Annotated in this window: 24 protein-coding genes and 2 pseudogenes; 15 read left to right on the forward strand and 11 right to left on the reverse strand. The window is 41.5% G+C overall.

Annotation, left to right across the window (positions count from 1 at the left end; all coding sequences use genetic code 11):
• Positions 1-80: 80 nt before the first annotated feature.
• Positions 81-1,565: a BCCT family transporter gene (locus tag GD002_RS03860; protein ID WP_153731022.1), complete on the forward strand. Its 1,485-nt coding sequence runs from the start codon at positions 81-83 to the stop codon at positions 1,563-1,565.
• A 53-nt stretch (positions 1,566-1,618) separates the two neighbouring features.
• Here GD002_RS03860 and GD002_RS03865 read toward each other — a convergent pair whose 3' ends face one another.
• Positions 1,619-2,380, reverse strand: a complete 762-nt coding sequence (locus GD002_RS03865; protein ID WP_153731023.1) for a glucose 1-dehydrogenase — start codon at positions 2,378-2,380, stop codon at positions 1,619-1,621.
• 137 nt (positions 2,381-2,517) lie between these two features.
• Here GD002_RS03865 and GD002_RS03870 point away from each other — a divergent pair, with 137 nt between their 5' ends.
• From GD002_RS03870 to GD002_RS03890, 5 genes and pseudogenes are all read left to right on the forward strand, one after another.
• Complete coding sequence (locus tag GD002_RS03870) at positions 2,518-2,985, forward strand: RidA family protein (RefSeq protein ID WP_153731024.1); 468 nt, start codon at positions 2,518-2,520, stop codon at positions 2,983-2,985.
• A gap of 108 nt (positions 2,986-3,093) precedes the next feature.
• A complete protein-coding gene (gene mntA, locus GD002_RS03875; protein ID WP_153731025.1) occupies positions 3,094-3,504 on the forward strand; it encodes a type VII toxin-antitoxin system MntA family adenylyltransferase antitoxin in 411 nt (136 codons plus the stop codon).
• Positions 3,479-3,889: a type VII toxin-antitoxin system HepT family RNase toxin gene (gene hepT, locus GD002_RS03880; RefSeq protein WP_153731026.1), complete on the forward strand. Its 411-nt coding sequence runs from the start codon at positions 3,479-3,481 to the stop codon at positions 3,887-3,889. Before mntA ends, hepT begins: the two co-directional genes overlap by 26 nt.
• A 43-nt stretch (positions 3,890-3,932) precedes the next feature.
• On the forward strand, positions 3,933-5,489 hold the full coding sequence (locus GD002_RS03885) for an ABC-F family ATP-binding cassette domain-containing protein (RefSeq protein WP_153731027.1): 1,557 nt from the start codon (positions 3,933-3,935) through the stop codon (positions 5,487-5,489).
• Positions 5,490-5,687: 198 nt separating this feature from the next.
• Positions 5,688-5,897, forward strand: a pseudogene (locus tag GD002_RS03890) (IS3 family transposase); the annotation flags it as partial.
• A gap of 62 nt (positions 5,898-5,959) precedes the next feature.
• Here GD002_RS03890 and GD002_RS03895 read toward each other — a convergent pair.
• On the reverse strand, positions 5,960-9,004 hold the full coding sequence (locus GD002_RS03895) for an efflux RND transporter permease subunit (protein ID WP_153731028.1): 3,045 nt from the start codon (positions 9,002-9,004) through the stop codon (positions 5,960-5,962).
• A gap of 353 nt (positions 9,005-9,357) precedes the next feature.
• On the opposite strand from GD002_RS03895, the pseudogene tnpA reads away from it, so the two are divergent.
• Positions 9,358-9,489: pseudogene (gene tnpA / locus GD002_RS18155) on the forward strand (IS66 family insertion sequence element accessory protein TnpA); the annotation flags it as partial.
• 150 nt (positions 9,490-9,639) lie between these two features.
• Here the strand turns inward: tnpA and GD002_RS03900 are convergent.
• The 6 genes from GD002_RS03900 to GD002_RS03925 form a co-directional block, all read right to left on the reverse strand.
• Positions 9,640-10,323: a DUF4956 domain-containing protein gene (locus tag GD002_RS03900; RefSeq protein ID WP_153731029.1), complete on the reverse strand. Its 684-nt coding sequence runs from the start codon at positions 10,321-10,323 to the stop codon at positions 9,640-9,642.
• The gene (locus GD002_RS03905; RefSeq protein ID WP_153731030.1) at positions 10,292-11,101 is read right to left on the reverse strand and encodes a polyphosphate polymerase domain-containing protein; all 810 of its coding nucleotides are present in this window, start codon (positions 11,099-11,101) and stop codon (positions 10,292-10,294) included. Before GD002_RS03905 ends, GD002_RS03900 begins: the two co-directional genes overlap by 32 nt.
• Positions 11,102-11,259: 158 nt before the next feature.
• A complete protein-coding gene (locus GD002_RS03910; RefSeq protein WP_153731031.1) occupies positions 11,260-12,267 on the reverse strand; it encodes a FecCD family ABC transporter permease in 1,008 nt (335 codons plus the stop codon).
• Entirely contained in the window at positions 12,264-13,274 is a 1,011-nt protein-coding gene (locus tag GD002_RS03915) for a FecCD family ABC transporter permease (RefSeq protein ID WP_153731032.1), read from the reverse strand. The genes GD002_RS03910 and GD002_RS03915 overlap by 4 nt, the downstream gene beginning before the upstream one ends.
• 67 nt (positions 13,275-13,341) lie before the next feature.
• Positions 13,342-14,274, reverse strand: coding sequence for an iron-hydroxamate ABC transporter substrate-binding protein (locus GD002_RS03920; RefSeq protein ID WP_153731033.1), 933 nt, complete (start codon positions 14,272-14,274; stop codon positions 13,342-13,344).
• The gene (locus tag GD002_RS03925; protein WP_153731034.1) at positions 14,274-15,071 is read right to left on the reverse strand and encodes an ABC transporter ATP-binding protein; all 798 of its coding nucleotides are present in this window, start codon (positions 15,069-15,071) and stop codon (positions 14,274-14,276) included. Before GD002_RS03925 ends, GD002_RS03920 begins: the two co-directional genes overlap by 1 nt.
• A 119-nt stretch (positions 15,072-15,190) precedes the next feature.
• Here GD002_RS03925 and GD002_RS03930 point away from each other — a divergent pair, with 119 nt between their 5' ends.
• Positions 15,191-16,237, forward strand: a complete 1,047-nt coding sequence (locus GD002_RS03930) for an NAD(P)/FAD-dependent oxidoreductase (protein WP_153731035.1) — start codon at positions 15,191-15,193, stop codon at positions 16,235-16,237.
• A gap of 29 nt (positions 16,238-16,266) precedes the next feature.
• Here GD002_RS03930 and GD002_RS03935 read toward each other — a convergent pair whose 3' ends face one another.
• Positions 16,267-17,016 carry an alpha/beta fold hydrolase gene (locus tag GD002_RS03935; protein ID WP_153731036.1) on the reverse strand — a complete coding sequence of 250 codons (750 nt, stop codon included), beginning with the start codon at positions 17,014-17,016 and terminating at the stop codon, positions 16,267-16,269.
• A gap of 20 nt (positions 17,017-17,036) precedes the next feature.
• On the reverse strand, positions 17,037-17,702 hold the full coding sequence (locus GD002_RS03940) for an MOSC domain-containing protein (RefSeq protein ID WP_228548287.1): 666 nt from the start codon (positions 17,700-17,702) through the stop codon (positions 17,037-17,039).
• Between the two features lie 219 nt (positions 17,703-17,921).
• Here GD002_RS03940 and GD002_RS03945 point away from each other — a divergent pair, with 219 nt between their 5' ends.
• Positions 17,922-18,278 (forward strand): hypothetical protein, encoded by a 357-nt coding sequence (locus GD002_RS03945; RefSeq protein ID WP_153731037.1) that lies wholly within the window; start codon positions 17,922-17,924, stop codon positions 18,276-18,278.
• A 63-nt stretch (positions 18,279-18,341) separates the two neighbouring features.
• On the opposite strand, the gene GD002_RS03950 is transcribed toward GD002_RS03945, so the two are convergent.
• Positions 18,342-18,674, reverse strand: a complete 333-nt coding sequence (locus GD002_RS03950; protein ID WP_153731038.1) for a DUF5658 family protein — start codon at positions 18,672-18,674, stop codon at positions 18,342-18,344.
• 152 nt (positions 18,675-18,826) lie between these two features.
• On the opposite strand from GD002_RS03950, the gene GD002_RS03955 reads away from it, so the two are divergent.
• From GD002_RS03955 to GD002_RS03980, 6 genes are all read left to right on the forward strand, one after another.
• Complete coding sequence (locus GD002_RS03955; RefSeq protein WP_153731039.1) at positions 18,827-19,279, forward strand: MarR family winged helix-turn-helix transcriptional regulator; 453 nt, start codon at positions 18,827-18,829, stop codon at positions 19,277-19,279.
• The gene (locus tag GD002_RS03960) at positions 19,276-20,898 is read left to right on the forward strand and encodes an MDR family MFS transporter (protein WP_153731040.1); all 1,623 of its coding nucleotides are present in this window, start codon (positions 19,276-19,278) and stop codon (positions 20,896-20,898) included. The genes GD002_RS03955 and GD002_RS03960 overlap by 4 nt, the downstream gene beginning before the upstream one ends.
• 180 nt (positions 20,899-21,078) lie before the next feature.
• Positions 21,079-21,441 carry a GntR family transcriptional regulator gene (locus tag GD002_RS03965; RefSeq protein WP_153731177.1) on the forward strand — a complete coding sequence of 121 codons (363 nt, stop codon included), beginning with the start codon at positions 21,079-21,081 and terminating at the stop codon, positions 21,439-21,441.
• Positions 21,441-22,349: an ATP-binding cassette domain-containing protein gene (locus GD002_RS03970; protein ID WP_153731041.1), complete on the forward strand. Its 909-nt coding sequence runs from the start codon at positions 21,441-21,443 to the stop codon at positions 22,347-22,349. The genes GD002_RS03965 and GD002_RS03970 overlap by 1 nt, the downstream gene beginning before the upstream one ends.
• On the forward strand, positions 22,321-23,070 hold the full coding sequence (locus GD002_RS03975) for a hypothetical protein (protein ID WP_153731042.1): 750 nt from the start codon (positions 22,321-22,323) through the stop codon (positions 23,068-23,070). Before GD002_RS03970 ends, GD002_RS03975 begins: the two co-directional genes overlap by 29 nt.
• Positions 23,067-23,783 (forward strand): hypothetical protein, encoded by a 717-nt coding sequence (locus GD002_RS03980; protein WP_153731043.1) that lies wholly within the window; start codon positions 23,067-23,069, stop codon positions 23,781-23,783. Before GD002_RS03975 ends, GD002_RS03980 begins: the two co-directional genes overlap by 4 nt.
• The last annotated feature ends 37 nt before the right edge of the window (positions 23,784-23,820 follow it).

Here is a 23,820-nt window from a genome sequence, read left to right on the forward strand (position 1 = left end):
GATGTGTTCATTTGATTTCTTCATTAATTTCGAGTATAGTGTTGAACTGCTTGTGAAATTTATGTCGAAGAGAGGGAACTATGAAGAAAATTTCGAATGTCTTTTATATTACGATTGGGTTAGTCATTTTAGCTGTTGGATATGGCGTGATTGATCCAGAACACTTTGAGTCTATTACAAACTCTGTAAAAGGGTTTGTTTCATCAACGTTTGGTTGGTATTATATGCTGCTCATGACACTTCTCTTGTTGCTTAGTATTTTTATTATATTTAGCCCGTACGGAAAGATCCGCCTCGGGAAAGATGAAGACCGTCCGCAGTTTTCTACCATCACGTGGATTGCAATGCTATTTTCAGCAGGTATGGGCATTGGTCTAGTTTTTTATGGTGCGGCAGAGCCATTATCGCATTATGCAGTGAATCCTGCTTCGGAAGATCCGAATACTCCTGCTGCTTTTAAAGAAGCGATGCGGGAAACGTTTTTACACTATGGCCTTCACATCTGGGCGTTGTATGGAATGGTCGCCTTGGCGTTAGCTTACTTTCAGTTTCGAAAAGGGGAACCAGGTTTAATTTCTGCAACACTGAAGCCGATTTTTGGAGCTAAAATGAAAGGTCCTTGGGGGACACTAATTGATGTGCTCGCTGTGTTTGCAACAGCTTTTGGCGTTGCAACTTCTCTCGGCTTTGGCGCTGTTCAAATTAATGCGGGGCTGAATTATTTATTCGATTTTAGCATTAGTACACGCTCACAATTTATTATTATCACAGTCGTAACATTTTTATTCATCGGTTCTGCCTGGTCTGGATTGAGTCGAGGAATTCGTTATTTGTCCAACACTAATTTAATATTGGCGGTAGCACTATTAGGATTCGTTCTGATCTTAGGACCAACATTGCTTATTTTGAACATGTTCACCGATTCAGTGGGTGGCTATTTTGAAAACCTTATTAATATGAGCTTAGGCACAAGTCCGTTAAATGAAGAAAATCGGGGTTGGCTTGATGCCTGGACGATTTTTTACTGGGCTTGGTGGATTTCATGGTCGCCATTTGTCAGTATGTTCATTGCACGTGTTTCCAAGGGACGTACGGTGCGTGAATTTATGGCAGGTGTTTTGCTTGCACCTTCTTTCTTTGGCTTTATCTGGTTTGCTGCATTTGGAACGACAGCCGTTGATATTCAGCAATCGGGCGTAGTAGACTTGGCATCTACGGATATTGAGTTAGTTGTTTTTGAAATGTTTAGCGTGCTTCCTTGGTCATTTTTGATCTCGTTATTCGCAATTCTTCTCGTGACATCTTTCTTTATCACATCGGCAGACTCTGCGACCTATGTGCTCGGCATGCAGTCGACCTATGGCTCATTGACGCCACCGAACTCCGTAAAGGTTATATGGGGAATTATCCAATCATCCATTGCGCTGATCCTACTTTCTGTAGGCGGATTGGCTGCCCTCCAAAATACGATCATTATAGCGGCCTTACCGTTTTCTTTCATTATACTGCTGATGATGGTTTCTTTGTTCAAATCAATGAATAAGGAATTAAAACAAATGAAGTGAGTTAACGAACAAAAGAGGAACAGGCGATGATGACCGCATGTTCCTCTTTTGTGTTATTTAGCTGTCTGTCCACCATCAACGGCTAGATTAACTCCTGTAATGTAAGATGCTTTGTCTGAACATAGCCATACTGCTGCTTGCGCTTGTTCTTCAGAGCGTCCCATGCGACCAATCGGAATATCGTTTTCTACATACTTTGCTTGTTCGGGTACTTCTTTAGCCCAAGCTTCTACAGCTGGCGTTAGAGTCATCCCTGGACATATGGAGTTTACTCTTATACCCTGTTTTCCATATTCAAGTGCTACCGATTTCGTCAGACCGTTGACTGCCCACTTTGCCGCACTGTAGGTCGCTAAGTTTTCAGAGCCCAACAGACCAGAAGTAGAGGCGGTGTTCACTATAGCGCCACCGCCCGATTTCAGCATGGCGGGAATTTGATGCTTAAGCGATAGATACAGACTAGTTTGGGTAATTTGAATACAGCGGTCCCAGTCTGCTGTTTCCGTGTCGGCAATCGGTTTAGAAGGTGCACCGATTCCAGCGTTGTTATGCGCCCAATCTAGGCGTCCGTAATGTTCAACCGTTTGTTTCACCAAATCAATGATATCCTGTTCTTCCGCCACGTTACATTGAATAAAAATAGCATCTCCACCGATTTCCTTCACTAGGCGAACAGTTTCATGACCTGCTTCTTCATTGATATCTGAAACGACAACTTTTGCTCCTTCTTCAGCAAAAGCAAGTGCACTTGCTCTACCGATTCCACTACCAGCTGCTGTAATAATTCCTACTTTGTCCAGCATTAATGTTCCCATCAAAAGACCTCCTTTAGAGTTACAGTGTATTATTCTACAAACTTCAAAAAATACCCTTTAATGCCAAAATAATTTTGATTGTATCGTATGGAACATGTTACGATCGATTCAATAGTTTAGAAATCGGAGGATATCATATGAATATCGAGGAAAGACTCAAGGAACTGGAAATTACGTTGCCACCTCCGTCAAGCCCCATGGCAAATTATGAAATGACTGCGCGACTTGGAAATGCTCTGTATACGTCGGGTGCAGGCTATATGCGCAATGGGAAACCAATGCTTACGGGAAAACTAGGTAATGACGTTTCAACAGAACAGGGTTACCATGCAGCTCGTGAAACAGCGTTGCAGCTGATGAGTAATCTACTGGCGGAGCTTGGTTCATTGGATCGGATCAAAAGCTTCGTGAAAGTACTGGGCTTTGTCAATTCAACCGATGATTTTATTCGGCAGCCGGAAGTGATCAATGGGGCATCGGATGTCATTATCGAAGTGTTTGGCGAGAAGGGTAAACATGCTCGTTCAGCGATCGGGGTCAATACACTGCCGTTCAATATTCCTGTTGAAATTGAAATGGTTGTGGAATTGGAAGATGGATGCTAGAGCCAGCCAGTGATTGGGCTGGTTTTCTGTTTTCTAAAGCAATTACGGGCGTAGGGTGGTAAAATAACAGAAATGATAAGTGTTAGATAGATCGAGGGAGGAGACGTAATGAATTTGAATGAAGCGATTCGAATTCTCCAAGACGAAATCAACCCGTATTTCCTCATACTTTTCGGCTCCTTTGCGAAAGGAACTGAGCATGGAGAAAGTGATGTAGATCTTGCCTATTTGGCAGAAGGCTCTTTATCTGCATATGATCGTTTTATGCTAGCCCAACGAATAGCGAGCGCACTAGGGAAAGATGTAGACTTGATTGATATTCGTCAAGCTACGACTGTATTCGTTGCCCAAATTTTCTCTGAAGGAACAGTAATTTATTGCAGGGATGAAAATACATTGGCTAAAGAGCGAATAAAGGCTTTTTCAATGTACGCGGCCCTCAATGAACAACGAGCGGAAATTTTGCAAGATATAAAGGAAAGAGGTTTTATTCATGACAATGGACGTAACCTACAATAAAATTTCCATTATTGAACGCTGTCTTAGAAGAGTGAGAGAAGTTTACGATAATAATCCAGAAAGTCGTGAGGACTTCACGAAACAGGACAGTATCATTTTGAATATCCAGCGAGCGTGCGAGGCGAGTATTGATTTAGCAATGCACTTAGTGAGCAAGAAACAATTAGGATTGCCTCAGACGAGCAGGGACGCCTTTAGACTTTTGATGGAGCAACGTTTGATCGAAGAATCATTGGCAAACCGATTGCAGTCTATGGTAGGATTCCGAAATATCGCAGTTCACGATTACCAAGCCGTAAATCTTGAGATTCTACAGTCGATTATTGAAAAGCACTTGGATGATTTTACAGTGTTCACGAAGCGTATCATGGAGATTATGTCATGAGTTTGGCTAGTGTGAATGAATAGAAAAGGAATAGGTGTACAGTATGAGTTTATTAACAGTAAAAAATATTAGCCATGGATTTGGAGATCGGGCGATTTTTGACGACGTATCGTTCCGTTTATTAGCAGGAGAACATATTGGATTAGTTGGTGCGAATGGAGAAGGTAAATCCACATTCATGAACATCATTACGCATAAGTTGGAGCCAGACGCGGGAACCGTGGAGTGGTCGAAGCGTGTCCGTATAGGCTATTTAGATCAGCATGCGGTATTGAAGCAAGGGATGTCTATTCGTGATGTATTGCGCACAGCGTTTCAGTATTTATACGATATGGAAACAGAAATGAATGAGCTATTTACCAAGATGGGTGAGGTAGAGCCCGACGAACTGGAAAAATTGCTAGAAGAAACTGGTCAAATTCAAGACTCTTTGGAACAAAATGGATTTTATATGATTGATGCGAAAGTGGAGGAAGTAGCAAACGGGCTCGGTCTAAATGAATTTGGATTGGATCGTGATGTACACGATCTGAGCGGCGGGCAGCGGACAAAAGTATTACTTGCGAAACTATTGCTAGAAAAACCTGATATTTTGTTACTCGATGAGCCAACGAACTATTTAGATGTAGAGCATATTGAATGGCTACGCACCTATTTGCAAGAATACCCTGGCGCGTTCATTTTGATTTCGCATGATATTCCGTTTTTAAATAGTGTCATTAATTTGATTTATCATATGGAGAATCAGCAGGTAAATCGCTATCCAGGTGATTATGACGAGTTCTTGCGTGTACATGAGATGAGACAGCAGCAAGCCGAGGCCGCATATAAAAAGCAGCAGAAGGAAATCGCAAATTTAAAAGACTTTGTAGCGCGTAATAAAGCCAATGCTGCGACCAGTCGCATGGCGATGTCGCGTCAAAAGAAGTTGGATAAAATGGATGTCATCGAATTGGACTCCGAAAAACCGAAGCCACATTTTGATTTCAAAATGGCGCGGACACCTGGTAAGTATTTATTTGAAACGACAGGGCTTGTCATCGGATATGAGGAACCACTCTCAAAACCTTTGGACTTGACGATGGAACGTGGACAGAAGATAGCCTTGGCAGGTGCTAATGGCATTGGGAAAACGACTCTATTGAAGAGTATTTTAGGTGAGATTCCTGCACTGCAAGGTAAGGTCGAGCAAGGAGAACATCTATCGATCGGCTACTTTGAACAGGAAATGAAAACAGATTCCGACCGTACATGTTTGGAAGAAATTTGGAGTGAATTCCCGCACTTTGCGCAATATGAAGTGCGTGCAGCGTTAGCGCGTGTCGGATTGACGACGAAGCATATTGAAAGCAAAGTGAAAGTACTGAGCGGGGGAGAGCGCGCGAAAGTACGGCTTTGTAAATTAGTGAATCAAGAGACAAACTTGTTAGTGTTGGATGAGCCGACAAATCACTTGGATTATGATGCAAAGGAAGAACTGAAGCGTGCGTTGAAAGAATATAAAGGAAGTATCTTGCTTATTTCACATGAACCTGATTTTTATGAAGGCGTTGTATCGACTATATGGAATGGTGAGTCTTGGACGACTAAAATGTTTTAATTGACAAAAATCTACAATGTTCCACGTGAAACGTTATAAGATACAACCGAGTGACAAAATGTACCCTATAAGATAGACACTTTGAAAAAAGTCTATCCTGTAGGGTACTTTTGTCTATAATGAGAAAAAAGATGTGGGAGCGGCTGAACATGACAGAACGATTACAATGTATTCCTTTAGTGACAAATCCATCACCTACAAAGAGGAAACTGTTGGGATAACGCCCCGCAAGAATCATTTTTTGGTCACTTTAAGGATGAAACCAATATAAAAGATTGCGAGACATTAGAAGAAGTATGACGAGAGATCAAGAGTTATATGACGTATTACAACCATTATCGAGGTCAATGGAATTTGAAAAAGCTGCCGTCTGCAAAATACAGACAACAGCTTCAATCAGTAGCTTAGACTCTTTTAAAAGTGTCCTTTACAAAGGGTACACTTTAAACCGCTGTGGACTTCTCATTTTATTATACACGTTCTGCTTTATGTCCGATTAGTTTATAGTACACAAGATATAACGATGGAATCATCACCAATGTAAACAGACTTGAGAATGCAAGCCCTGCAATGATTGTTATTGCAAGTGCTTCAAACAATGGATCACCTGATACAGCAACCGGAATCAAAGCTACAATTGAGGTCAAAGATGTCAAAATGATAGGTTTGATGCGCGCGTATCCTGACTCGACAATTGCTTCAATGATATCCATATTGCCTAGAAGACGTCGCGTTTCTACGAAGTCGATTAAGACAACCGCGTTTCGCACTACGATACCGGTCAATGAGACAATCCCCATGACACCAAGAAAGCTGAGAGGTGTCTGTGTGATAAACAATCCTAGAATTGCACCCGAAACACCGAGGTACACTGCGAATAATACAAGGAAAGGTAAACTGAACGACTTAAATTGGAACGCAATTACTAAGTACACAAGTAGCAAGACAACTAGGAATAAAATACCAATCTCTGCAAAGAATGCCTGCTGATCTGAATTCTCACCACCTGTGGAAATTGTATAGCCCTCAGGCAGGTCTTTCTTTTTTGCATTTGCAGCATCTATCATATCTGCTTTAAAGCTATCTGTATTGCCATACGCTTTTAACGTAATCGCCCGCTCTCCTTTTTCATGAGGCACTTGTGCAAGCAGTGATGTTTTCTCTGAAGTCAGCAATTCATCCAGTGGCACGAGTATTGGTGGACCTTGCGTCGTCATGGAAGGCACGAAAGTTTCTGAAATATCTACAGGTTCCCCCTCGCGTACACCTTTCTCCTTTAACACAACTTGCTTGGGAATATCACCTTCAAACAACTTAAACAAAGGGACACCTTGCGTCAGCAATTGAAGTTGATTTGTGATTAAGTTCAAGGGAATTCCATTATCCTCAAGTGCTTGACGATTCGGCACGTACTGGATAGCTGGGATGGGTTCTCCCAAGTCGTCTGTTACGATGTCAGCACCCTTTTCGAGCAAGCTATTTTTCAAATCATCACGCAGCTGTGCGAGTTGGTTGATATCATCACCTGTAATCGTAACGGTAACCGGTGCGCCGACAGGCGGTCCTTGGACAATTGTATCAAGGAAAATTTCTGCGTCACTATAGCGCTTCCGTAATTCAGGCTCCCATTTTTCGATGAAATCAGAAGCACTTGTAATGTCTTTTTTGATACGAAACACCGCTTGTCCGGTGTTTTCACCAGTGTTATCCATAGAAGTAGCAAACAGATTAGGTAATCCGCTACCTGTAAAAATAGCTGTTTCTTTTACATTTTTATCTTCTTCTGAAACTTCGTCTATGATCTTTTGAATCTCGTTATTTGTTTCGTCAATTGTCGTTCCTGCTGGCAGACGAACATTCATTGTCACTTCTTCTTTATCCGCAGCTGGGAAGAATTCAAAAGGTGTTAGAAGTGCTAAAAATAACAGTCCTGTCGCTACGACCAATCCTCCGGCTCCGACGAGTAACGGCCGCTTCAACACGGTACGCAGCACTTTTTCAGAGTAGAATATGGCGGTTTTTTCTAATGGTTTCCCTAAAAATCCTGGTGTTTCCGATATCTTTTTATTGCGTCGTTTCGTCTTAAGGAATTGAAGCATCGGCACGAGCGTGACTGATAAGACAGTCGATGCAATAATTGTTGTGATTAAGATGCTTGGAAGTGCTTTGATAAATGCTCCATTACCGCCAGATAGCAAAAGTAATGGTGAAAACGTCACAACGATCGCCAAACTGGAAGAAATGATGGATGTATAGACTTCTTTGACACCGTTAACGGCACCATCCAGTGGCGAATCTCCCAGCTTATAGCGGCGCTGAATATTGTCATTCACGACGATACTATCATCGACGAGAATCCCAATTGCAATTATGAGCCCGATAACGGATATTTGGTTTAAGTCGACTCCCATGTATGGAATGGGAATGAGGCCAATGAGTACGGATGCAAGAACGGTCAATGCGACCGCAAACGAACCGAATAATGTCAGTCCGGCAGTCGTCACAATTAGTACTGCAATGACTGCGATGAGCAGTGAAATATATAAACTATCGAATATTGAGTTCACATTTTCAGCCTGAGATTCATACGTATGAGCCGTTATTTCTTTAGGAAGGTCTTCAATGTACTGATCCATTTTCTTCGCAATCGTTTTATCCATTGAAGGAATATCTTGAGCTGGCTGAAGGAAAATTGTATAAGAAATTGCAGATTGTCCGTCAAAAGATACAATGTCTTTCGCTTCTTTTGCTACTTCTTCAATGTCGGCTACTGTAGCCAGCGGCACAGCAGCATCTCCAATTTGTAATTGTTTTAGTTTTTCGATTCCCTCATCCTGCTTCACTGTCAATACAACACGTTCCTTGCCGTCATCGTGGGTACCCAGTGAGAGGGGTTGATTGGCTTGTTGCAAGACACTGAGTACATCAAAGGGCTGCAGTCGATTTTCAGCCAGTTTTTCAGGGTCGAGCGTAATCAGTAATTGTTTTTCTGTAAACCCTTTAACTGTTGTTCCTGCAACTCCTTCTATAGACTGGATATCGTCTGATAACGCAGCAAACGATGTCTCCATGTCTGCAAGTGCTTTATCTTCTCCAGTAAACATGTAAGAAACAAGCGGAAACGCTAAATCAAGTTTTTTTACTTCAGGTGCTTGTGTGTTCTCTGGTAATTCACTGGCAGAACGCTGCACTTCTTGCTGCACCTGATTGACTGTCTTCTCGGAGTCGATTCCATCTTTTAATGACAGTGTGATAATCGATGCGGAATTTGCAGAAACAGATTTCATTGTATCGATTCCATCTATTTTCTTAATTGCCCGCTCCAATGGATTCGTTACTGTTCTTTCTACTTCCAAAGGTTCTGCTCCCGGAAGAATAGCTGATACCATCACAAGATCAACAGGAGTTTCAGGAATTTCCCGCTTCGGCAGCGTTAAAAACGTATAAGTTCCAACTAGCATAAGAATGAAAATCAGGAAAATGAATAATTTACTCCGTTTTAATAAATACGTCAATTGTGTACTCCCTTTCTATATTTTTTAATGGCAAAGCAATTCTATTACTATTCTTTATCATGTCATAGCGACCGAGCAATCACAATTTAGGTGACTCGAAAAATTGCACAGTTTTCCTTTTTTGAATGTATTAGTCTAAAGGAGTTTTTAATTGCTTACTACAAAAGTATCTTGCAAATATGCCGACATAATAACTTGATTTTGAAAGTGAGGTGTTTTCTGTATTGTTGAGTGTTCCTCTGAGATGATTTCTGCACAATTAAACTTTTTGCTTTTCGCACAAAGTAGAGTGGCAACAGATTTAATTTAAAGGGGATAAAACAGATAAAAGAGAATTAGGATCGAGCGGTCAGAGTGGGGCTTCTTGGTGTGTCGACAATCAGATTAATCTCCATCAATTCTATTATTGGAAAAAACGTTTGATGTCTGAAAACAGGTTTGTCAGTGACAATTTGACCAAATTCTATTTTAAACCTACACTATAAATTGACAGGTAATTCAGTCTATTTAATAACTTACAGCTTATTGATGCCTTTAAGAGGAATTGGAGTTACAGTGACACATCATCAAATGGGAATTTGAATAATACATATAAAAAATCCAACCGAGTGATCGGTTGGATTTTCTGTATACATTTAGTCACGCATTTCTAAATAAGAAAGAGACACTTTCAAATTGGCGTTGCGAACACGAATTTCATTTAATAAGTCCTGATCTTTTGTGTCGGTTTTGCTTCGAATAGCAAATGTATATAGAATCATCGTTCCTAAGTTCGTTGTTTCCACTTGTCGAAGTTGATACGATTCTGTTTTCTCTTGTAAAATATCATCGAATAAATTTTCATGATTCAAGTTTTCAGGAACCGTTACTTTTAGAATTTGTGTATCTTTTCCTTTTCCGTAATCCACTTTGTAAAGAATATAGAAAATCAGACTCGCGAATAACGTCAATGCGATAGCAAGAGGGAACTGAAAGAGTCCAGTAGTCATGCCCACACATAATCCGAAGAAGATATAGGCGATATCCTTGGCATTTGTCACAGCGCTTCTGAAACGGATAAGAGAGAATACGGCAAACAAGCCAAATGCGACTCCTGCATTTCCACTAACAACGTTCATCACAACAGATACGACGACACTCATCATAATAATTGTGTGGACGAAATCTTGTGAATAACGTTCTCCTGTAAACGTGATTTGATAAACCTTTGTAATAATTAAACTAAGAACAGCAGCAAGAGCCATTGCGGCAATGCTCATCCATATGGTGGGTGCTCCTTCCAATCCATTAGATGAAAACAAGTTCGTGATCTGATCCATTTTCTATTCCCCCTGTAAGTGATTCTTCCAATTCTTTCGGTTCAAAATATCCTGCCTGCGGTAATATGTCTCCGCTCAGGAGTTCCATACTGGTACAAAACTTTGAGGCACTGCGCTGTTCGCATTGCAATTCCTGTAACATACGTGTCAGCCAAAGTGGAACACTATGATCGACCTTCACTTCCAACACGACGAGATCTGGATCTATGAAATATTCTCCATACGGACCATTTTCAATATGTAAATCTTCTTTCCGGCAGCGTAAGTCGAAGTCAAATGTAATCCGAAGTTCTGAATCAAGGATGCCGTGCAAAGCATGTCTGTTATACGAGACAACCATTTCAGGACGTAACTGATAGAACTTACGAAAGTAATCAATTTCCTTCATAACTTGTTTATTAGAAGTCTTGTAGTGATCTAGCCCTGCTAGACCGTCCTCCTCTAAATAGCGATACGCCTCCCCGAGCGGCAAAAGCATTCGTCTTTTATTGACGACTTTCTTATGTTTTTGTTTTACTTCAAAAAACGCGGTGCTGTTTAGATCGGCATCATCATATATACGTAAGCGTAACTTCTGACGATATTTCAGTTTGTTTTTTGTTTCGAAATAAATTCCTTTCTCCGCGTTGTCGAAGTATAGACTAGTAACCGAATACTTCCCGTTATCGCCATTTTTATCTGCCCGCATTTTCGGTCCGACTTGTTTCACTAGTTCTTCGTATTGACGGCGAGTGATTAAGTACTTTTGCTCTTTCCGACTGAATATTTCAATCGCCATATGTATCTGCTCCTTTTTTCTAATGTTCAATAAGTTAAGTATAGTAGGCCAAAATGAGGGGGAGAGGAGTATTAGATTAGAAAACGGTGAGAATGAAGGAATGTAAAAAGCCAGAACAGCATTTTCCTTAAAGGAAGAGCCGTTCTGGAGTTGTAAGTTTATTTTTTCAACAACAAATAGCAAAAATACGGTGCGCCAATCAATGAAACGATAATGCCAGCGGGAATCCCATCTGGTTCTAAAATATTTCGACCAATTGTATCCGCAAGCAACAAGAGAAAACTACCTAGTAGAATGGCAATAGGCAAGTTTAAACGATGACGTGGACCGATTAGAGACTTGGCAATATGCGGTGCCATCAAACCAATAAACGCAATTCCTCCTGTAACCGATACAGCAGAAGCAGCCAGGGCAACTGCGGTTAGGAGTAAGATCAGTCGCTCACGTTCTACGGAAACTCCAATCCCTCTCGCTGTTGATTCGTTTAAACCTAATAGATCCAAACGATATGCTTTATACAACGCAAAAGGTATTAAGATCAATAACCAAGGAAGAAGAGCCCAGATAAAAGGCCAATCAGTTCCCCAAATATTTCCCGCAATCCACCTTGAAATAAAATCCACCTTTTCCCGTTTGGCGGAAGAAGTGATTACGACCATGATGCCTGAAAGCGCCATTGAAAATCCGATTCCTACAAGTACTAGACGCATAGGTTGTAATCCCGTTTTTCGGCTGTAGGCAAATAGATAAATGACGATCGACGTCGCAAGCGCCCCTGCGAATCCCACTAATGGAAGTAATAGCGCGAGAGTACCGACTTCTAGTGGGAAAAATAAGAAAAACAGAGCGATGGCTACTCCAGCACCTGAATTAATTCCGATGATACCAGGGTCTGCCAGGTCGTTTCGTGTAATGCCTTGTAAAATGGCACCTGATAAAGCCAATGCAGCACCAGCCAGCAACGTGATGATGATACGAGGAAGCCGGATGGAAAATAGTACAAATTCTTCTTTAAACGTGCCTTGTCCTAATAATGTAGGAATAATTCGAAGCCAGTCAATAGATGCATATCCAAGGCCCATGGCAAGAGCACTTAATAGTAAGGTCAAGACAACTAAGCACGCAACAAGAAGGCGTTGCTTTTTTCGTATATGCGGAAGAATCATGAAAATGCACGCCCCCCTCTACGAACAATCAATAAAAAGAACGGCAATCCAATGACTGCAATTAATGCAGCTACAGGAGTTTCGAAAGGTGCCTGCAAGGTTCTGCCTAGTAGATCTGCCAGCAACATAAAGCTTGCACCAATGAGAGCCGATATAGGTATGATGAAACGATAATCTGTTCCAACAATGGCACGTACAATATGAGGAATCATTAACCCTACAAACGCTAAATTACCGACCAATGCGACAGCGGCTCCGGCCAACAGGATAATAATTATAAACAGAATCACTTTAATTTTGAAGGTATTTTGTCCAAGTCCGATTGCCACTTCTTCATTCAAGCTCAGCAAAGTGAGCTGGCGGGAAAGCAAGATGGCAATGAAAATACCTACGAGAATGAAAGGAACAATTGTCTGCAATTGACTCCATGTCGTACCAATCACTCCACCAGCTGTCCACATGGAAACTTCCTTAGAGATTTTGAAATACAATCCAACGCCTTTTTCTACTGCAAATAAGAAGGTGGACACCGCAGCACCTGCCAGAACGAGTCGGATAGGAGAGAAGCCACCACGTTTAGCAGATGCGATGCCAAAGACGATGAGTGCTCCGACAGCAGAGCCTATGAAGCAGGCAATCATAATCCCGAAATAATTGACCGATGGAATAATTGCTAAGGTAATAGCTAGGGCAGCATTAGCACCGGCAGTGAGTCCAAGCAACCCCGGATCGGCAAGTGGATTTCGTGTCATTCCTTGCATAATGGCACCCGAAACAGCTAAAGCGGCACCGACAACAATTGCACCCAATTCACGCGGGAGCCGAATCTCTTTCAATATTAGCACGCTCTCTTTTTGACTACTTGTAAACGATAGCCAGACATCTCGCCATGAAGTGTGAGCGGCTCCCAGCTTCATAGCAACTAAGAATACGATAAATAAAAGCAGTATACTCGCAAGAAACTTCATACTAAAAGGAATGGCTTTTCTAGTTTGCTGTGCTTTCATTTGCTCCGCTCCTTTCTGTTCATAAGAAAAGGGCCACTCCCAGGCGTGGGGGGCCCTTGATCAATTATTATTTAGTACCTAAAAAGTGTTCTGTAAAGAATTCCAACTGATACTCCAATGTCAGCGGATCATTGAAATAGAACTCTTCTCCGTTTACTTCAAAGACTTGATTATTTTTCACTGCTGGAATATTTTTGTACGTTTCTGTTTCCATGAAGGAGTTATCCGTCGTATCGAATTTACTTAAGATCATGTAATCCCCTGCAAATTCAGGCAACACTTCAGAAGAGAGGGCGTAATAGCCAGCTTCCAGAGCCATTTCTTTTACTTTTTCTGGCATTGCAAGTTTCATTTCTTGATATAGAATCTCTGTCCCTCTGCCCCAGTTATCGCCATACACGTACAGTTGTTTATCAAAATTCTCGACGACGGAAACCGTAGAATCTTCACCAATTTTCGCTTTAATCTCATTCCCTGTATCTTGTGCACGCTGTTTGAAATCTTCTACCCATTTCGTAGCTTCTTCTTCTTTATTAAGCAGTTTCCCAATTTCGATATGCTGTGTTAAATAATCCACTTTTCCGTACGTATACGTCACGGTAGGTGCAATTTCTTTTAATTTATCAAGGTTTTTTATCGTTGAAAGTCCAATAATTAAGTCGGGTTCCAGTTCAATGATCTTCTCGATGTTTTCATCAGAAACTTCTTCTACATTCCCTAACACGGAATCAAATCGAGGATTCTTTTTCGACCATGAATCAACACCGACTAAGTTTACGTCAAGTGCCATGACATTTCCTGCAAAGCTGGACAATACCATGACGCGTTGTGGATCAGCTGGAACTTCCACTGGACCCTCTTCAGATTCATAGGTGATCGTGCCGCTCTTTCCTTCATCTTCTTTTGGTGCATTTTCATTTGATTTGTCATCTTGTTTGTTTCCACAAGCTCCTAAAACGAGTGCAAAAAGCAGGATAGCTGGTAATATAAACTTTTTCATCATTCATTGTCTCCTTTATATAGATCATATGTAATACACAATGGTTTTCCGGTTCGCGGATCTATTCCAATTTCTGCATCGATCCGAAACACTTGGCGTAAAATATCAGATTGGATGACATCCACACATTCACCAGCACGAACAATTTCCCCATTTTTCATGGCAATGATGAAATCAGCAAAACGTGCAGCTTGGTTCAAGTCATGGAGTACCATTACAATCGTACGTTGTTGTTCTTTATTCAATTTTTGAAGAAGCTCTAGTACTTCCAACTGATGCGCCATGTCTAAATAGGTGGTTGGTTCATCCAGGAAAATAATATCGGTTTCCTGTGCAAGTGCCATTGCAATCCAAACTCGTTGCCGCTGACCACCTGATAAGGCATCTACTTGGCGATATTTGAACTCACTCGTGTTCGTTACTTCCATGGACCAATCAATTACCTCAAGATCACGTGCTGTGAGTCGACCCATTGCGTTCTGGTAAGGAAATCTCCCGTAGGATACCAATTCCCCGACTGTTAATCCACTAGCAGCTTCTTGTGTTTGAGGAAGGATAGCCATTTTTTGCGCTAACTTTTTGGTGTTTTGTTTCGCAATATTTCCACCGTCTAAAATGACTTTTCCAGATTGATGGGGAATCAAACGAGTGACTGCTTTTAAAAAGGTGGATTTCCCACATCCATTGGCACCGATGATGGCTGTCACTTTTTGATCAGGTATCTGCACAGACAGGCCTTTGACAATAAGTTGGTCATCGTATCCAATTTGCAAGTCCTCTGTGTATAAGCGAACCATGTACTGTATTCCACCTTTCTCACAAGATTTTCATTGATAATGATTATCAATTTCAGTACAATGAAAACTATAAGTTGAAATGCTATCAATGTCAATCATTTTTTAAAGGGGAAGATAACGTGGAGAGAGAAGAAATATTAGACGTTACGATCATTGGTGGAGGACCTGCTGGATTATACGCAGCTTTCTATAGTGGACTACGGGAAATGAAAGCGAAAATCATTGAATATCAGCCCCAGCTCGGTGGGAAAATTCATGTTTATCAAGAGAAGATGATTTGGGATATTGGGGGCATCACACCTGCGCCAGGTGCGCAAGTAATTGAGCAATTGGTGGCACAAGGGCTGACATTTAACCCTGAGGTCGTTCTAAACGAAAAGATTGTTCAAATTAAAAAAGCGACCGAAGGACATTTCATTTTACGAGCAGCTTCTGGAACGATTCATTACAGCAAAGCAGTAATATTAGCGACAGGTGGAGGTATTTTGAATCCGCAAAAGATTGAAGTGGAGGGTGCAGAGCGATTTGAAGTGACGAACTTGAACTATACAGTGAAATCTTTAGGTCGTTTTAAAGGAAAAACCGTTCTCATTTCAGGGGGTGGCAATGCGGCCATTGATTGGGCAAATGAATTACAACCAATTGCGGAGAAAGTGTATTTGACTTATCGTAAAGAAAATTTGAACGGGCATGAAGCCCAAGTGCGGCAGTTGCTGGAGAGTGGAGTGACTTGTTATTTTAATACGAATATTTCACGTTTCATTGCGTCGGAGGATCAAAGTGTGATAGAGAAAGTAGAGCTACAGCACAGTGAAGATCAATCCATCATCACAGTACCTGTTGACGAAGTGATTATTAATCATGGGTATGAACGGGACACTTCGTTGATTGGTGATCAGCAACTCGGTATTCAATTGACCGAACATAAGCGAGTTGCGGGAACTTGCATGAGTGCTACTTCAATTAAGGGGATTTATGCGGCAGGCGATGTGCTGAGTCACGAGGGAAAGTTACATTTAATTGCAGGGGCTTTTCAAGATGCAGCAAATGCAGTGAACTGTGTGAAAACTTACTTGGATCCAGAAGCGAATGAACGCGGTATGGTATCTTCTCACAATGAGTTATTTAAGGAGCGGAATCGCGAGTTGATGAAGCAACTTATCTGATGAAAATTAGCAAGTTGCTTCTGTTGGGATTAGATCGTTCCTTGAATCCACTGCGAAAGAAGTTGATTGAATTGTTTAGGTTGAGCGATGGGGAAGCCATGTCCGATATCTGAGATGAGAAGCGACTGGCAGTTGTTCAGCTGAGTAAGGAGTGAGGCGGATTGTCTCACACTTCTCGGCTCCTTCGTCCCCACTGTTGCAAGGATACGCGTTGTACTGTTCGCTATATTATCTGGCTGTGAAAATGATAAGTTGTCTCGCAACATTTCAATCAGTGTCCGCGGCTTCATTTGCAAGCTAGTCATGTAATATTGTTCGAAATAGTCTTTGTCTACGTAGAGTTGTTTCGCTTGTTGCTTGGCAAACTGCCTATTTTGAATGAGTGGATAGGATAGCTTGATAGTAGGCTTGATGAATGGAACGGCAAACTTCATAGGTTTCAGTAGTGCGCTATTGACCATTGCCGATTGAATGAAGTTTGGGGCAAGACTAATCATTTCTAAACAAATTTGTGCGCCAATTGAAAATCCAACAATGTGTATGAGTTTACCCTCCTGTTTTTGTTCAAGTAGTTCCAACAATTCCACTGCATTTTGATGAATGGAAAAGGAGTTTTCTTCATTTCTGACACCGTGTCCTTGAAGTGTGGGAACGATCAGGTGGTAGTAACTGAAATGTGTGATTTGTTGATCCCACATCCAGCCGTCCACGCCACCCCCGTGGATGAGCATCAGAAGTTCGCCCTGTGGATTACCATATTCTTTATAATGAACACTCATATTGCTATCATCCTTTCGCGTCAAGACGATTGCAGTTTCATTATGCGTTTTGCAATCTTCTCCTGCCAATCAGTCGCCAGTGCATCCACAGCTGCAATTCGTTTTAATCCTTCTAGGTCGCGAGATCGATGAAAATACACTTCATTTGCAAAAAGTATGGAGACACCATGTGGATCGCGTTTCATTAACGTTATTCTTGAATCGTCTCTCACTATACCTTCCTCAAGCACACGACATAAATAGCCTGTGAACCCCGTTTCTACAATTTTCTTCATAAGATCCGGTAAACCGGTCCGCTTATTGATCTTACTGCAAGGAATTCGGCCTTGCGTCACTTGGATCACAGCTTCTCCCACATGAAATATATCTCCAATGCACACATCATCTTCTATCATACCTGAGACTGTCAGATTTTCTCCAAAAGTGGAAGAGGGCAGCGTACAAGAAAATTCATTTTCCAAATATGGATAATGCTCGGCAGGATAGATACAAACTCCACGATCTGGCCCTCCATGATGCTTTGTATCCGCAATTCCATCCCCTCGAAAACCATCTATAGAAAGATATGCTTCTGTAGAAGATTCTTTACATATTGCGCTGATAAACTCTTTTCCATCTACTGTTTGCAATGTACGCGGTAGACCAATCGACAACGTATGTAATTTTGGTGTAGTTGTAATTCCCAATGAACTTCCCTTCTTTCTGCGTTCTAGCAAGTTATAGCTAGTATACAATAGTTTGTGGCATTTTAGGTAAGTCAGGACATTGAATGAACGGTTGGGTAGTGCTTACAATCGCTTGTCATTTTATATAAAACCATAATTTTATTTATTGAAATACGATATATTTAAATTGAATTTCAATAATATAATGAGTATAGTAAAAGCAGAAAAGGAGGAGTTTTTATGGGAGTTACAGGACTTTTATTGCTTTTTATTATTGTACTTATGTTAGTTGTTCTTTCGCTGTCAGTCTATATGTTCAAAACATACGGTGCAGGGCCGAAACCTTATGTATTTTCTATTTTCGTCCTTGGTCTACTCCTGCTGAATGCACTGCTCTTTATTATTATGTTTTTCACAGTCATACCTGCCATAGCGGATCGATTGTTTTTTCCGTATGGAAGTATTGTTTGCATATTGGGGATCATAGCAGCCGTTATAGAGTTTAGGAACAATAAAATTGTGGCATTGGTTACTGCAACCATTACGATTATCGGTTTACTAATTTTGTTGCTTGGTTATGCGGTTTCGAGTATGTAAAAAAAAGAGACTGTTTCAGAAAGTCATTATGATCTGACTTTTAAAACAATCTCTTGTGAAGTTTTATAAAGCAACCACAACTAACCAAAAAATATGAATAAAAATAACAACAATATACAAAAACAATGCAGTCGTCAAAGCAACTCGCAACAGTATGCCAGACTTACTGATAGTGACCATGTACAAAAGTAGCAGGGGTAATCCTAATTTGACAGTGTAATACAATGGAATACTTTGCTCGTATAGAAATGCAATGAGTAGATTCGCTTCTTGTATATGACCCAAACGAAGACCATAATCCGTAAATACGGCGTCTACTAAACATAAACAAACTAATAGAAAACCCGCATTTAATAACCGATTTTGTTGGATAGGTAAGTCTTTTATCGTATCCATATAATTCACTCCTAACGTGTGCTGTGAATGTATAGGATGTGAAAGAAGGGAGAGTTTTATTCATTGACAACTCCATCTATTCATTCTATACTAACAAATACTTTAACAATTAAAGTATTTAATGATTGAACTATAAATTGGAGGAGTGAAAGATGGCAGAGGAAAAAGAGTTATTTTCTCGCTTTGAGGAGCTGTTCTGGCAAGTGACGCGAAGTATGGGGCAAATATGGAAGAAGATATTCGAAGAGCATTTCCCTGGCTCGCAATCACATTTGGTTTTTATGCTGGAGCGTCGTGGTCCGCAGCGTATGTCGGAATTAGCGGAAGCCCTTCAATTGACTGCAGGAGCGGTAACCAGTGCTTCCGATAAATTGATTGAACGTGGCTATGTTGCTAGGACACGAGATAAGAATGATCGTCGGGTCGTTTATTTGGAAATAACGAACAAAGGAAAGGAAACGATCGATGAATTGCGGCTAAAGGGGCGGAAAACGATGAAAATGGTTTTTGCCCATCTGTCTGAAGAAGATTTACAGCATTTCATTGAACTTTTTGAAGAGGCGTCTGTTACCATCACTACAATTAGAAAGGATAGCGATGTATGAATCATTTGTCCGATAAGCAGAAAGTGACCATTATGATTGCGATTATGACAGCCATGTTCTTCTCCGCAATTAACCAGACGATTATTGGAGTCGCGATGCCAAGGATCATTGCGACACTTGGCGGTTTGGATTATTACACATGGGTCATCACGATTTATTTGCTGACAATGGCAGTGGCTACGATTTTAGTAGGGAAGCTATCTGATATTTATGGACGGAAACCGTTTTTACTTGGCGGTATTGGAATTTTTGTAATCGGAGCGTTTTTATCGGGTCTGTCCTCTGATATTTTCCAATTAATTATTTTCCGAGGTATTACAGGTATCGGTGCCGGCATGATCATGTCTACTGCATTCACAGCGGTCGGTGATTTGTATTTACCGCGCGAACGTGCTCGCTGGACCGGTTTGATGAGTGGGATTTTCGGAATTTCAAGTGTTTTAGGTCCATTAATGGGAGGCTATATTGTCGACCATCTAGATTGGCACTGGGTGTTCTGGGTATTCCTTCCTCTTGGTATTGTAGCCTTTGTGATGATTCTAAAATTATTTCCGAAAGTTCCTCGCCGAGAAGGGGAGTCAATCGACTACTTCGGTTCTTTCTTCTTAACAGTGACGATTGTTGCGTTGTTGATGGCGTTCAGTTTGGCTGGTGAAGGAGCAGGGAAATATGCTTGGTCTTCGTGGCAGATACTTGGTCTATTCGGTCTGACAATAGTTGGATTGATTGCTTTCATTATCACGGAAACCAAAGTGAAGACACCTGTGCTTCCATTGTCGTTATTCAAGAATGATATCGTGACGATTTCGAATCTGGCAGGTTTCTTGCTCGGAATGGGTATGATGGGCGTCATGATTTACGCACCATTTTTCATTCAGGGAGCGAAGGGGATTTCCCCAAGTGGATCTGGTTTCATTATGATGCCAATGTCAATTTTCATGGTATTTGCGACAACATTTGCAGGAAGCTATATGACTAAGGTCGGTAAGTATAAGGGATTGGCCATTATTGGGTTAAGTATTACAGCGGTTGGAATCTTCCTGTTATCAACGATTACGATCAGTACGCCAATTTATATACTAATTGCTTATCTATGCATTATTGGGCTTGGACTTGGAGCAAGTATGCCGGTGTTCTCGTTAACTGTCCAAAATGCGGTCAGCTTACGTCAGCTTGGTGTCGCGTCTGCCTCTTCCCAACTATTCCGTTCACTCGGCAATACGATGGGGATTGGAATATTAGGTGCTGTCATGAGTTCACAGATGGCAACCCGAATGAAAGAAATGTTTGCTGGTGGCGAGATGGATGTTGTCTCTCAATTGCCTCCTGAACAGGCAAAGCAACTAGGTGCATTAGCGAATCCTGAAATATTGTTAGATCAGCCCGCACTGGAAAAGTTACAAAGTAGTTTACCTGTTGAATTGCATGGAGTGGCAGCAGATATGGTTGCTACTGTCAAAGATGTATTTAGTGAAGCGTTGACGACGACGTTTTTCGCTGGAGGCGTCATTATGGTTATAGCGGTAATAGTGGCCATCTTCTTACGGGCGATTCCACTAGTTTCGGCAATGGATACAAAACCGAAGACGTCAGAAAAGATAGACAAACCTTTAGAATAATAGAGTGTATGAAAATGATGCCTGGCAGTCTGCCAGGCATCATTTTTGTGCGGAATCGTGAAAGTGAGGCTATTTTTCGAGGAACTCGGCAAAAGATTGCAAATTCAAATGAAATCTAGTATAGTGCATTACAACAGTAATGTACTAGATAACCTGAAGGTGGTGAGACTCTTGCTCGAAATGGATGGAGACAAACCGATTTACATACAAATTGCAGAATGGCTGGAGAAAGAGATAATTGACGAAACTTTGAAAGCGGATGACAAAGTACACTCACAGTATCAGTTGGCGGAGCTGTTCAATATTAATCCCGCGACTGCAGGGAAGGGGCTGACGATTTTGCTTGATGCAGAACTCATTTATAAGAAGCGGGGTCTCGGTACGTTTGTGTCTGCGGATGCTCGAGAGAAGCTGCTGGCAAAGCGAAAGGATCGGACATTGCACCGCTTAGTTCGTGAACTGCTCGATGAAGCCAAATTGCTGGGCATAGCAGATGAACAGCTTTTCCAAATCATTCAGGCAGAGCGAAAGGAGAGAACCTAATGCAGACGATATCTTTGCGAGACGTGACGAAGAAATACCGCTCGCTTACTATTTTGGATCAAGTTAATTTAGAGATTCGAGAAAATGCGATTACTGGCGTAGTAGGACGAAATGGAGCGGGCAAGACGACGTTGATGAAAATGATTGCAGGCTTCATAAAAGAGTCCGGTGGCGAATTACGCGTATTTGGTGAAAGACCTTTCAACAGTCTGTCTGTTTCTGCGAATACAATTTTCATTGATGATATGATGGGCTTTCCCGATGCAATGACGCTTGGAGATATTTTAGTAGAATGTGAACGCTTCTATGCAAAATGGGATGGGGAACTGGCGAAACGGTTGCTAGAATACTTTTCTTTACCACTGGTATTGAAACATCGGATTTTGTCTAAAGGAAAACGGAGTATATTCAATGCAGTTGTCGGGATTGCGGCCCGCTGCCCTTTAACGATGTTCGATGAACCCATTACAGGAATGGATTCGGCTGCACGCAGAGATTTCTACCGTGCGCTCTTGAAGGATTATATTGCGCACCCGCGGACGATTTTATTATCGAGTCATCATGTGGAGGAAATGGAAGACTTATTAGAGGATGTATTGCTAATTGATGGAAAAGGTATCGGGTTTCATGGACCGATTACAGAGCTACAGGAGAAGTTTTTAGCTTTGCAGGGAAAACGAGAAACATTAGAAATCTACGCCAATAGATATGCAGTCATTCATCGGTCAACTACTGGTCCGCTAGCTGAATGGATTGTCGATAATGAACATACAGAAGCGGAACTGGTAGCTTTAAAGCAAGCGGGTATCCGTATAGCAGCGGTTTCTGCAAGCGACGCTTATTTAGCAATGACAGGTCAGACAAGAGGAGGGGTAGATGATGTTTTCAACGCAATGGAGCGTGCATGAGCTGGCGAAGCGACAGTTTTTATTCAAGCTAAATGCTAATGGTCCGATTTTTACTATGTTAATCCTGCTGCAGATCATCGCGACCGTTTTTCTGGGTGGTGCTTCGACGTCCGGCTACGAAAGCTATGATGATCCGTTTTCATTCGTCTATTCAACAGTATCAAATGACGGTCAGATAGGACTGACACTGTTTTGGGCCTTTATCGTTGGCTTCTTGCTGACGTCCTCTGCCCAGCGTAATGAATCCTTTGCCTTTGTGACGAATCGTCTGACCTTTCAGCTAGGAAACTTTTATTTCTTTTGCGCGGCAGCACTGCTTGGCGGCGTGACGACCGTTTTGCTAGGATCGGTCATGAAAATCATTACACTGTTTAGCGATAATGCGATCATTGAATCGGCAGGCTTGTTTTCTGCACCTTTAGATTTCTTTTCGCAAATATATGCAATGACGGTTTATACGCTGCTGCTTATGCTGATCGGTTATACAATCGGCACGTTTATTCAGCTCAGTAGACTCTTCATCATGCTGTTTGCCCTTATCTGGATTGCAGTCACACAATACTCATTCTTTATGTTGGGTACTAGTGCGGGAGAATTATTGCACGTTTTCTATGGAGAAACATCTATTCTATTATTTACGCTGAAAGTGCTGTTGTTAGTTGGCATCCTATTCGGCCTCAGCTTCTGGGTGACGAATCGACTGGAGGTGCGTAATCCATGATTGTTTTTACTATTATACTACCTATCCTTATCATATTAGCTATTGTAACAATTTGGTTAGTAGTGAGAAGCATGGCGAATATGCGATTGAAAAAAAATTTCCACCGCAAGTTAGTTATCGGGTATATTGCGTTGCTGTTCATTGTCCTCATTGCAGCAGAAATCATGGTTCAAAATCATGATCAGGAACCACCACCGAAAGCACCGGAGAATGCCGTGCAATTTGATTTGAGATATGCAATCGATCAGGGCGCATCTGTTCCTGAACGGCTCGTTGCAGCGAGAAGGACGCATGAAGTAGAGGGAACATTTACGATTCCTGATTTCTATAGGGGTGCTTATATTCTAATTGAACGTACAGCTGGAGAAAGTAATAAAATAGAGGAAACGGTCTATAAACCGGAGTTGTTTGCAGGAAATGATGTATCTAACGAGACGCTCTATGATTTATCGGATCAACTGCAAATCGAACTGCCGGTGTGGGACAGTCACTCGATGTACGTACCAAAGCAACCGCAGAATCAAATTAACTATACGATTTACCACGATTCGAATGTGCTGAATCAATTTACCGATCAGAAACGCCATGTCTCTGGCATGGTGTCGGGTTCAATGCATGGCGTGATGACAATTCATTTGGTCATACCGGAATCGATTGAATTGGACATTAAGCAGACCGGTGATGGATACGATCAGTATATAGAATTGCTGTAATAAAGCCTGTCAACAAGCTCCTTATAGAGCTTGTTGA

It is taken from the genome of Sporosarcina obsidiansis (assembly GCF_009651005.1).
Taxonomy (GTDB): Bacteria; Bacillota; Bacilli; order Bacillales_A; family Planococcaceae; genus Sporosarcina; species Sporosarcina obsidiansis.

Bases quoted from the DNA above. Each gene is read 5' to 3' on its own strand.
- GD002_RS03860 (WP_153731022.1), top strand. From the start codon at position 81: ATGAAGAAAATTTCGAATGTCTTTTATATTACGATTGGGTTAGTCATT.
- GD002_RS03865 (WP_153731023.1), bottom strand. From the start codon at position 2,380: ATGGGAACATTAATGCTGGACAAAGTAGGAATTATTACAGCAGCTGGT.
- GD002_RS03870 (WP_153731024.1), top strand. From the start codon at position 2,518: ATGAATATCGAGGAAAGACTCAAGGAACTGGAAATTACGTTGCCACCT.
- mntA (WP_153731025.1), top strand. From the start codon at position 3,094: ATGAATTTGAATGAAGCGATTCGAATTCTCCAAGACGAAATCAACCCG.
- hepT (WP_153731026.1), top strand. From the start codon at position 3,479: ATGACAATGGACGTAACCTACAATAAAATTTCCATTATTGAACGCTGT.
- GD002_RS03885 (WP_153731027.1), top strand. From the start codon at position 3,933: ATGAGTTTATTAACAGTAAAAAATATTAGCCATGGATTTGGAGATCGG.
- GD002_RS03900 (WP_153731029.1), bottom strand. From the start codon at position 10,323: ATGGATCAGATCACGAACTTGTTTTCATCTAATGGATTGGAAGGAGCA.
- GD002_RS03905 (WP_153731030.1), bottom strand. From the start codon at position 11,101: ATGGCGATTGAAATATTCAGTCGGAAAGAGCAAAAGTACTTAATCACT.
- GD002_RS03910 (WP_153731031.1), bottom strand. From the start codon at position 12,267: ATGATTCTTCCGCATATACGAAAAAAGCAACGCCTTCTTGTTGCGTGC.
- GD002_RS03915 (WP_153731032.1), bottom strand. From the start codon at position 13,274: ATGAAAGCACAGCAAACTAGAAAAGCCATTCCTTTTAGTATGAAGTTT.
- GD002_RS03920 (WP_153731033.1), bottom strand. From the start codon at position 14,274: ATGAAAAAGTTTATATTACCAGCTATCCTGCTTTTTGCACTCGTTTTA.
- GD002_RS03925 (WP_153731034.1), bottom strand. From the start codon at position 15,071: ATGGTTCGCTTATACACAGAGGACTTGCAAATTGGATACGATGACCAA.
- GD002_RS03935 (WP_153731036.1), bottom strand. From the start codon at position 17,016: ATGAGTGTTCATTATAAAGAATATGGTAATCCACAGGGCGAACTTCTG.
- GD002_RS03945 (WP_153731037.1), top strand. From the start codon at position 17,922: ATGGGAGTTACAGGACTTTTATTGCTTTTTATTATTGTACTTATGTTA.
- GD002_RS03950 (WP_153731038.1), bottom strand. From the start codon at position 18,674: ATGGATACGATAAAAGACTTACCTATCCAACAAAATCGGTTATTAAAT.
- GD002_RS03955 (WP_153731039.1), top strand. From the start codon at position 18,827: ATGGCAGAGGAAAAAGAGTTATTTTCTCGCTTTGAGGAGCTGTTCTGG.
- GD002_RS03960 (WP_153731040.1), top strand. From the start codon at position 19,276: ATGAATCATTTGTCCGATAAGCAGAAAGTGACCATTATGATTGCGATT.
- GD002_RS03965 (WP_153731177.1), top strand. From the start codon at position 21,079: ATGGATGGAGACAAACCGATTTACATACAAATTGCAGAATGGCTGGAG.
- GD002_RS03970 (WP_153731041.1), top strand. From the start codon at position 21,441: ATGCAGACGATATCTTTGCGAGACGTGACGAAGAAATACCGCTCGCTT.
- GD002_RS03975 (WP_153731042.1), top strand. From the start codon at position 22,321: ATGTTTTCAACGCAATGGAGCGTGCATGAGCTGGCGAAGCGACAGTTT.
- GD002_RS03980 (WP_153731043.1), top strand. From the start codon at position 23,067: ATGATTGTTTTTACTATTATACTACCTATCCTTATCATATTAGCTATT.